The following is a 14538-nucleotide window of genomic DNA, read 5'->3' on the forward strand; positions in this document are numbered from 1 at the left end:
GCGTCCCTGGGCTCGGAGCGCGGGACCGTCCGACCACTCGCGCTGTGGGGCTATCGGGCGGTGGTGAACGGCGGCGGGATCATCCTCCACCACCTTCCGCCCCTTGTGATCGCCCTGGTATGACTGCACGGTCTCGATCCACCGGAGGGCACCACCCACCGAATTGAACTTCTCTGGTCCTGAGCAACCGCGCTTCAGGTTCGGGGGGCGGGGGTCTCGGCCTTGCGGATGCGCGCCACCTCGGGAGTGCGGGTGTCCAGACGGATCTTCGCAAGGGCGTGGCGGCCGAGATCGGCCGTCCTGGAGTGCTTGGTCTCGTCGTGGGTCAGGTAGACGGTCAGGTCCGGGAAGGTGACCAGCCATCCGCCGTCGCCGGCTGGGGCGGTTCGGAAATCGCGCGCGTCGCGCGGGGCCGCCAATCTTTCCTTGGCGAAGCCGGTCGCCGAGTCGGCCTCGCGGGTTCCGGCGGGGACGAAGGTGCCGTTGCGGAAGTAGACCATGGTCTGGGCCTTGTCGCCGAACGCCAGGGCGGCCTCGGACACGATGGCCGGCGGTTCCGGTGGGCGCCGGGTGAGCGCGCGTCGAGTGCTCCGCCGCCGGATCCGCCAAATCCTGGCCAACGCCCAGATGAGCAGCGCCGGCCAGAGGACCAGCAGCCCTACGAGCAGGCTGGTTCCGGGCGCGTCCACCTTGATTCGCAGCGCCTCGTTGGACCGGTCGCAGGAGACCGCGACGTAGTCGGTGGCGGGGGCCCGGAAAGCCCCGACCCATCGGTATCCCTTGATCTCCGCGGAGTCGCCGGAGTGCCGGACGCGGTCCAGGGTCAGCGGATAGGTGCGGTTCTGCCCGGCCAGCGCGCACGATCCCGGATCGGCGGCGCTTCCGACGACGTGGACGCGGTAGCGCAGACCCTCGTCCACCCAGAGCACCGGGCGGCTGTCGCTCGGGACGTTTCCGGACCGGACGGCGTCGACCGTGCTCGCGGTGAGGAGTGCGTGGTGCGTCCCCCAGAAGAGCGCGGTGAGCAAGGCGAGCAGGACCACGGGACAAGCCGGGATCAGATACGTGCGCCAGGACGGGGCGAACGGCACCTGATACCGATATGAAACCTTTTTCGCCACCCGCGAATTGTACGATCTTGCGGCCTGGAGGGGGAGATCATTTGGACGTTACGCGTACCGACATCGACGGCGTTCCCGTGTTCTGGAGCAAGGGCGCGCCGGGCGATGACGAGCATCGAGCGGCGCTGGTGTTCCGGGTGGGACGGGCCGACGAGACCCTGGCAAGGGGCGGGCTCACCCACCTGGTGGAGCATCTGGCGCTGCACGCGGTCGGCGATGCCGACTATCACCACAACGGCGTTGTGAACGCCGTGACCACCATGTTCGTCACCCATGGCGAGCCTGCGGAGATCGCTTCATTTCTGACGGCCGTGTGCGAATCGCTGTGCGCGCTTCCCATGGATCGCCTGGAGGCGGAGAAGAACATCCTGCGGACCGAGGCAGAGGGGCGCGACGCCGGGCTGCAAGGCCAGCTGCTCCTGTGGCGTTACGGAGCGGCCACCTATGGCCTGCCCGCCTACGACGAGCACGGTCTCACCGCCTTAACCCCCGAGGACGTCCAGGAGTGGGCGGCGCGCTGGTTCACCAAGAACAACGCAGCGCTGGCGATCGTCGGTGGCCCTCCGCCCGAGGGGCTGGCGCTGCCGCTTTCCGAGGGCGAACGGCGGCCGGTCCCGGAACCGACGAGCGCCCTGCCTCGGACACCCGCCTACTTCAACGCCGACGTCAACGGTGTCGCGATGAGCGCGATCGTGCCGCGCTCCTCCGCCGGCCGGGTCTACGCCGACGTCCTCGGCCGCCGCCTTCACCGGGTGCTGCGGAGGGACAACGCGCTGAGCTACACGACGAGCGTCGACTTCTCATGGAGCGCCGGGGACGGCGTGGAGCTGCTCGCGTTCGCGGACGGGCTGGCGGAGGTGCGTCCGGAACTGGCGGAGCGGTTCTGCGGGGAGATCGGGCGCATCGCCGCGGAGCCGGTCGGCGCGGCCGAACTCGCGGAGGTCGTCGCGGCGCGGCGCGCCCGCACGGGCTCCGACGAGGCCCGCGCCTCGCAGCCGATGAGGCGGTGCCTTGCCGAACTGCTGGGGGCCCCGCCGCGGACGACGGACGAGGCCCTGGCCGAACTGGACGCGGTGCGGCCCGAGGACGTCCAGGAGGTCGGCCGCGCCGTCGTGGACACCGCACTCCTGATGCTTCCGCACGGTGAGGAGCCGCAAGGGGCGCGTTTCGCCCCGGCCCCGACCCGTTCCATGGTCGCGGTCGAGGGCCGTGTCCACACCCGGACCGGCGACGTCCAGCAAGGGCTGATCGTCGGCCGCGAGGGGGTCACCTTGCTGACCGGCCCGAACATGGCGACCGTCCGCTTCGACCAGTGCGCCGCGGTGTTCGCCTGGCCGGACGGGGCCCGCGCACTGATCGGCCTGGACGGCGTGACGGTCGGTGTCGAGCCGAACCTCTGGCGCTCCGGCGCGGCCGCCGTCGCGGAGATCGATCGGTACGCCTCCGCCGAGTCGGTCGTCCGCAAGCCGGCCCGCCCCGATGACCGCATCCCGTCTCCGGGCGACGACGCCTCCTCGGCCGATCCGGAGGAGGCCGGGACGGCATCGGCCGGCGTGGTGGCCGCCCTCTCCGGGCTGCCCGGCAAGATCAGGTCGCGGCGGCGACGGCCGGCCTGGCGGGACGAGGCGCTGGCGGCGGCGCTGCCGAAGGTGCGCCGCGGGGACCTGCGCGCGGGCCTGGAACTGCTGGCACGCACCCGGGACGACGCCGAGACCCGCGCCCTCTACCTGGATAACCTCACCGACGCCGCGCTCGGGCAGGCCAAGCGGCTCACGCGACTGCACGCGGACGATCCCGCAGACCCGGACCTGTGCCTGTGGCTCGGAGCGACCCGTGTCGGCGAGGCGTGGGAGGCGCGCAGCGCCCAACGCGCGGAGTATGTCGAGGCGGAACGGTTCGGCCGGTTCTGGCGGCTGCTCGCCCTCGCGGGCCCGCCGCTCTACCGTGCCGCCGAGCTGCTGCCCGCGGACCCCGTCCCCTGGAACAGCCTCCAGTGGTACGGCATCGGCATGCAGCTCGGGCGGGACGAACTGGACCGGATCTGGCGGGAACTGACGGAGCGCGACCCGTTCCTCTACGCGGGCCACATCTCACGTGCCCAGGCCCTGTGCAAGAAGTGGTGGGGTTCGGAGGCCGAGGTGCTGGACTTCGCCGAGGCGGCCGTCGCCGCGGCCGAGCCGGGCGACCCGGTCACCGCGGTGCTGGCGGTGGCGCACCTGGAGATCGGTGGTGAGATCGGCACCTGGGACGATCTGAACCGCTACCTGGCCCGGCCCTCGGTGCACGCCGCGCTCGTGGCGGCCGCCGACCGGTGGCTCGCCGGGGACCGGCGGCATCCGAGGAACCTGGAGGCCCACCACGTCTTCGGTGCGGTGTTCTACCGGGCGGGCGACCACGACCGGGCCCGGCGCCATCTCAGCCAGGTCGGCCGCACCAGCCCGCCCGAACGCGCATGGGGCTACGCGCCCGACGCCGAGCGGCTGCTGGCGCGGGCCCGGCGGGACGTCCGCGCGAAGCGTGAGGGGCCGCCGTACTAAGGGCGCCGGCCGGGGCCGTCCTGTGTCAGGGCATTCGCGTAGTTGGAGAGCGAGCGGTTGTATCGGGGGAGGTGGCGGGACAGGGCGCCCAGCGCGAGCCCGGCCGCCTCCCGCTCGCGTCCGACGTCGGTGAGCGCGAGGGCGAGGAACGCGGTGACGGCGTCGTCGAGCTCGTCCGAGCCGGCCTCGCGTTCCGCGGTCAGCAGCGCGACGCTCTCCTCGGCCCGGCCGAGATTGCGGAGCGTGCTGGCGTACTGGATCACGGCCTGCCGGCGCCGCCCCTCGGGGAGCCCGGCGGCGAAGGCCCGCCGGTAGTGGTCGGCGGCCTCGGCCTCGTTGCCGATCGAGTCGTGCGCGGACGCCAGCTCGTACTCGCCGACGGCGTCGCCGGGCGGAAGCTCGGCGGTCAGGGCCCGGACCTTCGCGAGGAAGTCGGCGGGCTCATGGTCGTCGAAGGCGTCCCAGAGGCCCGCCATGCGCCGTTCCCATTCGGGCACAGGGTCGATCATGGTCGTCAGGATACGGTCACCGGTTCCGAGCCGCGGGGGGCGAGGGCGAGCCTGAGCGTGGCCCGGAGTGCCGGCTCCTCCAGGCCGCTCTGCCGGGCGGACGGCGTTTCCGACGCTCATGGAGAGGAGCCCGGGAGGAGATCGGTGTGGCGATAGTGACATTGGAGTCACTCGCAACTCGTGTGCAACGTGGGATGCGGCAGGATTGGACTGTCCGGCCACGGCCGGAATCGGGGTCGCGCCGGTGCCAACCCACACCTCTCGTACCGGCGCGGCCGCCGGGCCGCAGGTCAGACGTTCGCACCGCGGTTCCTGGCGGCACCGAGCCCGTTCTCCGGGACGGATCTCGACGTGCCGCGCCCGGCGAGTCCGAACATTCCCAGTGCTCCCAGTGCGCAGGCCGCCGCGGCGACCGGTAGGGAGCCCGGCCCCGCAGTGCCGAGCAGCCAGCCGCCGAGGCCCGCGCCCAGCGAGGCGCCCACGTAGACCGCGCTGCTGCTGAGCGCCAGCGCTTGCGGGCCTGTCTCCGCGCCGGCCAGCGCCAGAACGCGCGTCTGGACGGGCGGGGGCACCGCCCAAGCCGCCGCCGACCACACCAGGAGCAGGGGGAGGACGAACGCCAGGTGCGCCGGGCGCAGCGACCAGGCCACCGCCAGCCCCGCCATCGCCGCGGTGAAGGCGGCGACGGCGAGCGCGAACGTCCGCACCGGGCCGAAGCGGTCGACCAGGGAGCCGCTGAGCCGCCCGCCCGCGATTCCCGCGATGCCGGTGAGGACCAGGAGACCGCCGAGGCCGGAGGGGGTCACGCCCGCGACGCCGTCCAGGAACGGCGCCAGGTACGTCTGGATCATCAGGTTGCCGAGGACCGCGGCGACGGCGGCGAGCAGCACGCACAGGACGGCGGGGCGGGCCAGGGGACTGAGGCGTTCGCCCAGGCCGGCCGAGGGCGGCGGTGCCGTGTCCGGCACGGCGGCACGCAGGAAGGCCAGCGCGGCGAGGCCGAGGAGCCCGCCCGTCACGAACGTGGCCCGCCAGCCGAGCGCCGCGCCGACCCACGTTCCGAGCGGGACGCCTGCGACGACGGCGCCGGTCAGCCCGGCCATGACGGTGGCCAGGTCGCGGCCCTGGCGTTCCGGTGCGGAGAGGGCGGCGGTGACCGCGAAGACCGTGGGCAGGACGACCGCGGCGGCGAGCGCGGCCAGGACCCGCAGCGCCATCAGCGCCGGATACGACGCGGCGAACGGGACGGCGAGGTTGGCGGCGCAGAACACCAGCATCCCGCCGGTCAGCAGGCGGCGCCGCGACCAGGACGCCGTGGCCACGGCCGCGACGGGCGCGATCACGGCGCAGATGACGGAGAAGACGGTCACGAGCTGCCCGGCCTCGGCCTCGCCTACCGACAGGTCGTGCGCGATGGACGGCAGCACGCCCACGATCACGAAGTCGTCGGTCTGGAGGGCGAAGGCGGTCAGCGCGAGCGCGGCGAGCCGGAGCCCGCCGCGAGGGCGTCGGATGAAGGGCATGCGATTAAGGTAACACTCGTTACCCTATAGGCTGGACGCCCCGACCACGGAAGGGAACCGCCAGTGCCGAGGCCGCGCGACCCCCACCGCCGCACCGAGATCCTCGACGCGGTGCTCGACCACCTCGCCGAGCACGGGATGTCCGGCCTGTCCATGCGTCCGATCGCCCAGGCCCTCGGGCAGAGCACGCGCGTCCTGACCCACCACTTCGCCGACAAGGACGCGCTCCTCGCCGCCCTGCTGTCACGCCTGGACGAGGTCCAGCACGAGCAGCTCCACGCGACCGAGGGCTGGGACGACACCGCACGCGGAATCGGAGCCGTCGTCCGCGACTCCTGGGACCGCCACCTCGCCCCGGAGAACATCGCGCGGACCCGGCTCGTGCTCGAGATCGAAGGACTCGCGGCGGCCGGCCGTCTCGGCGACAGGGTTCCGGCGTTCCTGGCGGATCGTGCCGATTTCGTCGCCGGAGCCCTCACCGCCCGCGGCCTCGCCCTTGGCCCGGCCCGCGTCAAGGCGACGTTCCTCAACGGCGCCTACTCCGGTCTGCAGGCCGACTTCCTCACCACCGGCGACCGGGAGCGCGTCGAGGCGGCGCTTGAGGAACTGTGCGCGCTCGCCGACTCCTGGACCGAGCGCCCCGCCTCGACGTCCTGATCTGCCGCCGCGCCTGGAACGGAATGGCACCGGCACCAGCACAAACCTCGCCAGTGTGCGGGTCCGCGAACGGGCGATGCCCGACAGACTTGGACACGGCATGGATTGGACCTGTTCCCGGACAGGACCTGGCCATACCGTCCGCCCATGCGTAACACACGACGTTTGGCCCTGGCGGCCGTGGCCGCGTTTCCCCTCATGGCCGCGCTGCCGGCGGCGTCCGCCGCGGACTTCGGTGCGACCGCCACCGGGACCGCCTTCTCCCCCAATCCCGTCCAGCAGCTCGGCGACCAGTCCCTCACCGACGCGAAGGACGCCGACTACGCCGCCCTCGCGCCCGCCTACCGGCAGTCGACCCTCACCGATCTCGACGGGTCCGGCTCGCTCACCGGCCGGTACGTCCGGGTCAAGAGCGACACCGGCAAGGCCGCACGGATCGACGGCGGCGCCCTGCCCGCCTACCACCGCGACTCCGACCAGTTCGAGCAGGTGATGGGCTACTACTGGGTGACGACCGCGCAGCGGTACCTGCAGCACCTCGGGTTCGGGTCCGGTCTGCGCCCGGTGAACCAGCGGCAGATCGAGCTGCGGATCAACCAGTACGGCGGTGACAACTCCTTCTTCCGCCCTGACAAGGCGAACATCACGCTCGGCAAGGGCGGGGTGGACGACGCCGAGGACGCCGAGGTGATCGTCCACGAGTACGGTCACTCCGTTCAGGACGGGCAGGTCACCGGATTCGGCACGAACCTGGAGTCGGGCGCGATCGGGGAGGCGTTCGGCGACTACCTGGCGGTGGCGGTCACGAGCTGGGCGACCGGCACACCGGCGAAGACCCCGGAGCCGTGCGTCGCCGACTGGGACTCGGTCTCCTACACGTCCGGGCCCACGCACTGCCTGCGGAGGCTGGACGGGACGAAGCACTACCCGGAGGACGTCCGCGGTGAGGTCCACGCCGACGGCGAGATCTGGTCGCGAGCCCTGTGGGACATCCGGCAGGCGCTCGGCGACGCCCGGGCGAGCACGCTGATCGTCGAGGCGCAGTTCGCGTTCGCGCCGGACACCTCGTTCAAGGCCGCCGCCGAGGCGACCGTCGCGGCGGCGCAGCGCCTGTACGGGGCGACGGCCGCGCGGGCCGCGACGGACGCGTTCGCCGCGCGGGGCATCCTGTGACCGCATGATCGTCGGGGGCGTGGCGCGGCCGTCAGGGGCGTCGTAGCATTCGCTCATGATCACGGCCGCGCTCGCCTTCGCCGTCGCCGCGATGATCGTCAACGTGGTGCCGGGACTCGACACGTTCCTGGTGCTGCGGACCTCCGTCGCGGGGGGACGCGGCTGCGGGCTGGCCGCGGCGCTCGGCGTCATGGCCGGATGCGCGGTGTGGGGCCTCGCCACGGCGGTCGGCCTGACCGCCCTTCTGACCGCCTCGCACGTCGCGTACACCGCGGTGCGCGTCTGCGGCGCCGCCTACCTGGTCTGGCTCGGCGCGACGGCTCTGTGGCGCGGCAGAGGGAAGACCGAGGCCGAGCCCCCGGAGCCCTCCGTGGCCGCGGGACGGCGTGCGGCCTTCCGCGCGGGGCTCGCGACCAACCTGCTGAACCCCAAGGCGGGCGTCTTCTACATGAGCCTCGTCCCGCAGTTCATGCCGCGGGGCGCGCCGGTGTTCGGCACGACGGTCCTGTTCACCGCGATCGACGTGGTCGAACTGGCGGTCTGGTTCTGGCTCGTGTCGGGCGCGGCCGCGGCGATGGGGGAGCGGCTCCGGCGTCCGTCGTTCCGGCGGCGGATGGAGCGGTTGAGCGGGGTGGCCTTCCTCGGCTTCGCCGCGAACCTGCTGGCCGACCGGCCCTGACCGGGGTGACCGTCACGGCGAACGCCATCATGCGGGAGCCCAGGTGGGCTCTTAACGGCCGGTCAGCTTGGCGAAGCCCGGGAGAGGCGGTCCAGACCGTGTGGCGTTCGCGCAGCTCCTCGCCGGACAGGCACTCCGCGCTCACCAGCGCGTCGCCGCATCCGGAGTCGGCGTCACAACGCGCAACGCCAGCCGAGCATGGAAGCGGGCGAGCCGTCTTCTGGTCGACGCGGCCCGCACCTTCTAGCGGCCGGTGCCCCGCTTGATACGGGCGAGGAAGGCCGCCCAGTCGTGGGCGCCGAACTGGAGGACGGGCCCCTCCGGGTCCTTGGAGTCGCGGGCGGCGCGGGTCCGGGTGGAGCTCACGGACGGCGGAGGAGGGAGGCCGCGGGTGCGGGCGCCCGGGGACGAGGAGGAGAGCGGGCGCGGGCTGATGATCGTCACGGCGGTGGCCGAGCGGTGGGGCGTGCGGCGCGCGGGCGGCGGCACCTGCGTGTGGGCGGAGGTCGTCCGCAAGGACCGGAGCGCGCCGGGGTTGCGGCGAATTCTGGGGGGCCGCCGTCCTGGACGCCGTAGGCTGCTCGGGTGACTGAGAAGTTGTGGCACATCGAGCCGTCGGGCCCGCTTCGCGGGGACGTCACCGTGCGCGGGGCGAAGAACGCGGTCAGCAAGCACATGGTCGCCGCGATGCTCGGGGACGGGCCGAGCACGATCGGCAACGCGCCGGACGTCGGCGAGGTCGGCATCACGGCGGGGATGCTGGAGCACGTCGGGATGACCGTGGAGCGGTCCGGCGGCGACGTGACCGTCGTGCCGGGACCGGTGTCGGACCCGAGCGTCGGCAAGGCGTTCACCGGGCTGAACCGCATCCCGATCCTGATGCTGGGCCCGCTGCTGCACCAGGCGGGCGAGGCGTTCGTGCCGCTGGTCGGGGGCGACCCGATCGGGCGGCGGCCGGTCGACTTCCATGTCGAGGCGCTGAGGGCCTTCGGGGCGGAGGTGTCGCTCGCGGCCGACGGGATCCACGCGCACGCCACGCGGCTCGTCGGGACGCGCATCGAACTGCCGTACCCGAGCGTCGGCGCCACCGAGACGGTGCTGCTGGCGGCGGTTCGGGCCGAGGGCAAGACCGTCATCCGCAACGCGGCGACCGAGCCGGAGATCACCGAGCTGGCGCTGTTCCTGCAGCGGATGGGCGCGCGGATCTCCTTCGCCCCCGACCGGCGCATCGTCGTGGAGGGCGTCGAGCGGCTGAGCGGCGCGCAGACGCGGCTCGGCGGCGACCGGATCGAGGCGTTCTCCTACCTGGTCGCGGGCCTGGTGACGGGGGGCGAGGTGCGGGTGCACGGCTGCCCGCAGGACCGGCTCGTCACCGCCATCACGACGCTGACCAGGATGGGCGCCGAGTTCGAGATCACCGACGACTGGATCATGGCGTCCGCGCCCGGCGGCCTGCGTCCCGCGGCGGTGCAGACCGACACCCACCCCGGGTTCGCGACGGACTGGCAGACGCCGCTGATGGTGCTGTTCACCCAGGCGGACGGCATGTCGGTGCTGCACGAGACCGTGTACGAGAACCGGCTCGCCTACGTCCCGGCGCTGCAGAGCATGGGCGCGGAGATCGAGGTCTACGACACGTGCCTGGGCGGCCCCGCCTGCCGGTACCACGACACGGCGGCGCTGCACTCGGCGGTGGTGCGCGGGGTGACCAAGCTCCGCGGCGGCGACGTGACCATGCCCGACATCCGGGCCGGGTTCTCGGCGGTCCTGGCCGCGGCGGTCGCGGAGGGTCCGTCCACGCTGCGGGGCGTGCACCACATCGAGCGCGGCTACCACCGTCCGGTCGAGCAGTTCCGGGCGCTGGGCCTGTCGCTGCGGGCGGGCTAGGACGGGCCGCCGGAGGCCGGAGCCGTCCGGGGCCAGGTGAAGGTGAGCGACCCGCCGACGGGCAGGTGGTGCCAGAGCGGCGCCAGCTCCTCCAGCCGGGCCAGGACGCGGTCGACCGCGGGCCTGTCCTCAGGCGGGATCGGCCGGCGCTCGGCCCACGCGGGGGTCCGGGCGCCGGCGCGGCGGCGCCAGGCGAGGTCGCACAGGCCCGCGAGGTACTCCGACCTTCCCATGTCGCCGGGGTCGGACCGGTTGAGGAAGGCCTCCCGCCTCTTCAGCCGGCGCTGCTCCCTGGCCCGCCGCCGCGCGTCGCCGGGCGCCTCGACCGTCTCGTTGAAGCCTTCGCCGCCCCCCGCCGCGGCACGTCCGAACACGCCGGACGTGAGGCCCATCTCCGCCTCGACCAGGTAGTGGACGAGATCATGCGGGATGTGGTCGTCGTAACCGGGGGCAGGGTCCATCCGGCGCGGTTGCCGGCCCGGGAGGCTGACGACGGTCGCGTACCGGCGCTCACCCGTCCGCTCGAAGCTCACGTCCATCCGGCCAGGCTAGGCCGGAGCCCTCCCGCGCCGCATTTTCTTTTCCTACGGTGGTGATCAGACGCTGGAGGGGGTGCCGTGGAGTTCGACCGGACCGATCCGTACCCGTTCTACGCCCGGGCGCGCGAGGCCGAGGGGCTGACCTTCGTCCCCGAACTGGACGCGTGGCTCGTCGCCCGGAACGCCGACGCGCGGGCGGTGCTGCGCGATCCGGAGACGTTCTCCTCGGCGAACGCGCTGCGGCCGGACGTGGTGCCGGGGCCCGAGGCCGTCGCCGTGCTGCGGCCGCTGCCGCAGGGCCGCCCCGTCGTGCTCACGGCGGACGGCGACGACCACCGGCGGGTGCGCGAGCCGCTGACGCGCGGCCTGTCGCCGAGGCGCGTCGCCGCGGCCCTCCCGTTCATCACCCGCCGGGCCCGGGAACTGGTCGCGTCCTTCGCCGGCGACCACCGCGTCGAGCTGATGGGGCGGTACGCGCGCGTCCTGCCGGGCGAGGTGATCGGGCACATGCTCGGCATCGACCCGGGCGAGGTGCCCGCCCTCGTCGAGGGCAGCTACCGGGCGGAGGATCTGGTCTTCCGGCCGATGACCACGGACGAGCAGGTCGCCGCCGCCGAGCGGGTCGCGGGGATGAAGCGGGTGCTGGACGCGCACGTGAGGGGCCGGGAGCCGGGGGACGACCTGTGCGGCGAGATGGTGCGCGCGATCGAGCCGCACGGCACGCTGATCTCCAACCTGCAGAACCTGCTGCTGGCCGGGCACCTGACGACGACGGCGCTCATCGGGACGGCGGTGCTGCACCTGCTGCGGAACCGGGAGCAGTGGGAGCTGCTGTGCGCCCGGCCCGACCTGGTCCCGGCGGCCGTCGAGGAGGCCGCGCGCTTCGACACGGCCATCCAGGGGTTCCGCCGGGTCACGACCAGGCCGGTGCGGGTGGCGGGTACCGACCTGCCGGCGGGCGCCGAGGTCTTCGTCGCCTTCGCGTCCGCCGGGCGCGACCCCGAGGCTCACGAACGTCCCGACGAGTTCGACATCACCCGCGCGCCGGCGCGGCACCTGGCCTTCGGGCACGGAGTCCATGCCTGCCCCGGCTCGCAGCTCGCCCGGGAGCAGGTCCGCGTGACGCTGGAGGAGCTGACCGCGCGGCTGCCGGGCCTGCGCGTGGAGGAGCCGGTGGAGATGCTGCCGAGCCTGATCCACCGCTCGCCCAGGGAGCTGTTCCTTACCTGGTGATGGCCGAAACCTACAAGACGGGCGCGCCCGCCGCGGCCAGGCTTGGGGCATGGACCTGACCAAAGCCTCCGACTTCATGGCCCTGCACGCGCGTCCCCTGGACCGTCGCCGCTTCGATCTGCTGACCGGGGAGGGCGACCGGGACGCGCTGCTCGCCGCGCTCAACGCCTACCGGAACCCCGACGGCGGATACGGCCACGGCCTTGAGCCCGACCTGCGGTCGCGGACGAGCCAGCCGGGCCCCGCGCTGCACGCGTTCGAGGTCTTCGAGGAGCTGGCGCCGGTGACGGCACCGGAGGCGGCCGCGCTCTGCGACTGGCTGGAATCGGTGACGCTGCCCGACGGCGGTCTTCCGTTCGCCCTGCGCATCCCCGACCCCGCGGGCTGTGCGCCGTTCTGGGCTGGCGCGGACCCCGGGACGTCCTCTCTGCAGATCACCTCTGTGGTCGCCGCCACGGCTCAGCGCGTCGCCGTCCACGACCCGGCGGTCGCGGAGCATCCCTGGCTCGACCGCGCCACCCGCTACTGCCTCGACTCGCTCCGCGGCAAGGACACGCTGCACGCCCTGGAGGCGCAGTTCGCCATGTGGCTGGCCGACGCCGTCGAGGACACCGAGGCCGTCGCCCTGCTCGGCGGGCACATCCCGGACGACGGCCTCGTGCACGTGGAGGGCGGCCTCGAGGACGAGACGCTGCGCCCGCTCGACTTCGCGCCTTTCCCGGGGCGCCCCGCCCGGTCCCTCTTCAAGCCGGACGTCGTGGCCGCCGAGCTCCGGCGGCTCGACGGCATGCAGGAGGACGACGGCGGATGGCGCGTCGACTTCGCGTCCTACTCGCCCGCCGCCGAACTGGAGTGGCGCGGGTACGCCACCGTCAGGGCCGTCTCGGTCCTGACGCGCAACGCCGAGCGGTAGCCGCCGCCCCGGTGCGGGGCGGGTGCGCGTGGGATCCTGGGGAGGCAGGCCACATCCGACGGCACCGGAGGCTCCCGATGGACAACGGCCCGGGTCACACGGCGCTCACCCCGCTCGCGTTCCTCGAACGGTCGGCGCAGGTGTTCCCCGGCAAGACCGCCTACGCCTACGGGGACCGGCGCGCCACCTACGCCGAGTTCGCCGCCGAGACGACCCGGCTGGCGAACGCGCTGCGCGCCTCGGGAGTCGAGCCCGGGGACCGGGTCGCCTACCTGGCGCCCAACATCCCCGAGCTCCTCGCAGCGCACTTCGCGGTGCCGCTCGCCGGGGCCGTGCTCGTCGCGATCAACACGCGGCTGGCGCCGGACGAGATCCGCTACATCCTCGACCATTCGGGCGCGAAGGCGCTGGTCGTGGACGCGGGGCTGTATCCGTCGGTGGCGCCGCTCGCGGGCGGCCTGCCGCTGCTGGTCACCATCCCCGCGGACGGCGCCGACCCCGACCCGGCGGTCGGCGGCATCGGCTACGCGGAGCTGATGGCGCGCGGCTCGGACGACCCGCTGCCCTGGGCCGTCAGGGACGAGGACGCCGCCATCTCGATCAACTACACGTCCGGCACCACGGGACGGCCCAAGGGCGTCGTCTACACGCACCGCGGCGCCTACCTCAACGCGCTCGGCGAGGTCGTGCACTCCCGGCACACGCCCGAGAGCGTCTACCTGTGGACGCTGCCGATGTTCCACTGCAACGGCTGGTGCACGCCGTGGGCGCTCGCCGCGATCGGCGGGACGCAGGTGTGCCTGCGCGCCGTCGTCGCCGCAGAGATCTGGCGGCTCGTCGACACCGAGGGCGTCACCCACCTCAACGGCGCCCCGACCGTGCTCGTGGCGATCGCGAACGCGGCGGAGGCGCACCCGCTGGAGCGGCCGCTGACCGTCACGACGGCGGGCGCGCCCCCGAGCCCGACGATCATCGGGCAGATGGAGGGGCTCGGCGCGGCCATCGTGCACGTGTACGGGCTGACGGAGACCTACGGGCCGTACTCGGTGTGCGAGCCGCAGCCCGGCTGGGCGGCGCTGCCCGCCGGGGACCGGGCCCGGCTGCTGGCCAGGCAGGGCGTCGGCATGGTCCAGACCGACGGGCTGCGGGTCGTCGACGACGGCATGAACGACGTTCCGGCCGACGGGACGACGCTCGGTGAGATCGTCATGCGCGGCAACAACGTCATGAAGGGCTACCACCGGGACGAGGAGGCCACCGCGCGCGCGTTCCGCGGCGGCTGGTTCCACTCCGGCGACCTCGGCGTCCGGCACCCCGACGGGTACGTCGAACTGCGCGACCGGTCCAAGGACATCATCGTCTCCGGCGGGGAGAACATCTCCACGGTCGAGGTCGAGCGGGCGATCGACTCGCACCCGGCGGTGCTGGAGGTCGCCGTCGTCGCGGTGCCGGACGACAGGTGGGGGGAACGCCCCAAGGCGTTCGTGGTCCTGCGCGACGGGCGCACCGCCACCGAGGCCGAACTGGTCGAGCACGTCCGGGCGAGCCTCGCCCGCTACAAGGCGCCCGACACGGTGGAGTTCGTGGCCGAGCTGCCCAAGACGTCCACCGGCAAGATCCAGAAGTTCCAGCTCCGCGAGCGGGAGTGGGCGGGGCACGACCGCCGCGTCCAGGGCTGAGAACCCTGCCACCGCAAGGGCTGCCGCCGTGTGAGGCGCGGCGGTTCGCGGGAAGTGTCCTGTGCGCCGGGCATCCGGGCCTCCGGGT

14 protein-coding genes are annotated in these 14538 nt (G+C 73.4%); 9 read left to right on the forward strand and 5 right to left on the reverse strand.

Annotation, left to right across the window (positions count from 1 at the left end):
* Window positions 1–194 precede the first annotated feature (194 nt).
* Window positions 195–1121, reverse strand: coding sequence for a hypothetical protein (locus BKA00_RS06305; protein ID WP_185024011.1), 927 nt, complete (start codon window positions 1119–1121; stop codon window positions 195–197).
* Window positions 1122–1162: 41 nt separating this feature from the next.
* On the opposite strand from BKA00_RS06305, the gene BKA00_RS06310 reads away from it, so the two are divergent.
* Window positions 1163–3658 (forward strand): insulinase family protein, encoded by a 2496-nt coding sequence (locus BKA00_RS06310; RefSeq protein ID WP_185024012.1) that lies wholly within the window; start codon window positions 1163–1165, stop codon window positions 3656–3658.
* On the opposite strand, the gene BKA00_RS06315 is transcribed toward BKA00_RS06310, so the two are convergent.
* Together BKA00_RS06315 and BKA00_RS06320 are read right to left on the reverse strand one after the other, a co-directional pair.
* Window positions 3655–4167: a tetratricopeptide repeat protein gene (locus tag BKA00_RS06315; RefSeq protein WP_185024013.1), complete on the reverse strand. Its 513-nt coding sequence runs from the start codon at window positions 4165–4167 to the stop codon at window positions 3655–3657. The two genes, BKA00_RS06310 and BKA00_RS06315, sit on opposite strands and share 4 nt — an antisense overlap.
* A 290-nt stretch (window positions 4168–4457) precedes the next feature.
* Entirely contained in the window at window positions 4458–5690 is a 1233-nt protein-coding gene (locus BKA00_RS06320; protein WP_185024015.1) for an MFS transporter, read from the reverse strand.
* A gap of 63 nt (window positions 5691–5753) precedes the next feature.
* On the opposite strand from BKA00_RS06320, the gene BKA00_RS06325 reads away from it, so the two are divergent.
* The 3 genes from BKA00_RS06325 (at window position 5754) to BKA00_RS06335 (ending at window position 8199) form a co-directional block, all read left to right on the forward strand.
* Complete coding sequence (locus BKA00_RS06325; protein WP_185024017.1) at window positions 5754–6347, forward strand: TetR/AcrR family transcriptional regulator; 594 nt, start codon at window positions 5754–5756, stop codon at window positions 6345–6347.
* 147 nt (window positions 6348–6494) lie between these two features.
* The gene (locus BKA00_RS06330; RefSeq protein WP_185024019.1) at window positions 6495–7520 is read left to right on the forward strand and encodes a M4 family metallopeptidase; all 1026 of its coding nucleotides are present in this window, start codon (window positions 6495–6497) and stop codon (window positions 7518–7520) included.
* 55 nt (window positions 7521–7575) lie between these two features.
* On the forward strand, window positions 7576–8199 hold the full coding sequence (locus tag BKA00_RS06335; RefSeq protein WP_185024020.1) for a LysE family translocator: 624 nt from the start codon (window positions 7576–7578) through the stop codon (window positions 8197–8199).
* 243 nt (window positions 8200–8442) lie between these two features.
* Here the strand turns inward: BKA00_RS06335 and BKA00_RS40300 are convergent, their stop codons facing one another.
* Window positions 8443–8565 (reverse strand): DUF397 domain-containing protein, encoded by a 123-nt coding sequence (locus tag BKA00_RS40300; protein ID WP_230299260.1) that lies wholly within the window; start codon window positions 8563–8565, stop codon window positions 8443–8445.
* A 25-nt stretch (window positions 8566–8590) separates the two neighbouring features.
* On the opposite strand from BKA00_RS40300, the gene BKA00_RS40305 reads away from it, so the two are divergent.
* Together BKA00_RS40305 and murA are read left to right on the forward strand one after the other, a co-directional pair.
* Window positions 8591–8788 (forward strand): ATP-binding protein, encoded by a 198-nt coding sequence (locus BKA00_RS40305; protein WP_185035377.1) that lies wholly within the window; start codon window positions 8591–8593, stop codon window positions 8786–8788.
* Window positions 8785–10086 carry a UDP-N-acetylglucosamine 1-carboxyvinyltransferase gene (murA, locus tag BKA00_RS06350; protein WP_185024021.1) on the forward strand — a complete coding sequence of 434 codons (1302 nt, stop codon included), beginning with the start codon at window positions 8785–8787 and terminating at the stop codon, window positions 10084–10086. The genes BKA00_RS40305 and murA overlap by 4 nt, the downstream gene beginning before the upstream one ends.
* Here murA and BKA00_RS06355 read toward each other — a convergent pair.
* Complete coding sequence (locus BKA00_RS06355; RefSeq protein WP_185024022.1) at window positions 10083–10625, reverse strand: hypothetical protein; 543 nt, start codon at window positions 10623–10625, stop codon at window positions 10083–10085. The genes murA and BKA00_RS06355 overlap by 4 nt on opposite strands.
* A 78-nt stretch (window positions 10626–10703) precedes the next feature.
* Here BKA00_RS06355 and BKA00_RS06360 point away from each other — a divergent pair, with 78 nt between their 5' ends.
* From BKA00_RS06360 to BKA00_RS06370, 3 genes are all read left to right on the forward strand, one after another.
* Entirely contained in the window at window positions 10704–11858 is a 1155-nt protein-coding gene (locus BKA00_RS06360; RefSeq protein WP_185024023.1) for a cytochrome P450, read from the forward strand.
* Between the two features lie 49 nt (window positions 11859–11907).
* Complete coding sequence (locus BKA00_RS06365) at window positions 11908–12771, forward strand: hypothetical protein (protein WP_185024024.1); 864 nt, start codon at window positions 11908–11910, stop codon at window positions 12769–12771.
* 77 nt (window positions 12772–12848) lie between these two features.
* Complete coding sequence (locus BKA00_RS06370) at window positions 12849–14450, forward strand: acyl--CoA ligase family protein (protein ID WP_185024025.1); 1602 nt, start codon at window positions 12849–12851, stop codon at window positions 14448–14450.
* Window positions 14451–14538: the final 88 nt, after the last annotated feature.

It is taken from the genome of Actinomadura coerulea, from assembly GCF_014208105.1.
In the GTDB taxonomy this organism is placed as follows: domain Bacteria; phylum Actinomycetota; class Actinomycetes; order Streptosporangiales; family Streptosporangiaceae; genus Spirillospora; species Spirillospora coerulea.

Bases quoted from the DNA above. Each gene is read 5' to 3' on its own strand.
- BKA00_RS06320 (WP_185024015.1), bottom strand. From the start codon at position 5,690: ATGCCCTTCATCCGACGCCCTCGCGGCGGGCTCCGGCTCGCCGCGCTC.
- BKA00_RS06315 (WP_185024013.1), bottom strand. From the start codon at position 4,167: ATGATCGACCCTGTGCCCGAATGGGAACGGCGCATGGCGGGCCTCTGG.
- BKA00_RS06355 (WP_185024022.1), bottom strand. From the start codon at position 10,625: ATGGACGTGAGCTTCGAGCGGACGGGTGAGCGCCGGTACGCGACCGTC.
- BKA00_RS06370 (WP_185024025.1), top strand. From the start codon at position 12,849: ATGGACAACGGCCCGGGTCACACGGCGCTCACCCCGCTCGCGTTCCTC.
- BKA00_RS06330 (WP_185024019.1), top strand. From the start codon at position 6,495: ATGCGTAACACACGACGTTTGGCCCTGGCGGCCGTGGCCGCGTTTCCC.
- BKA00_RS06335 (WP_185024020.1), top strand. From the start codon at position 7,576: ATGATCACGGCCGCGCTCGCCTTCGCCGTCGCCGCGATGATCGTCAAC.
- BKA00_RS06365 (WP_185024024.1), top strand. From the start codon at position 11,908: ATGGACCTGACCAAAGCCTCCGACTTCATGGCCCTGCACGCGCGTCCC.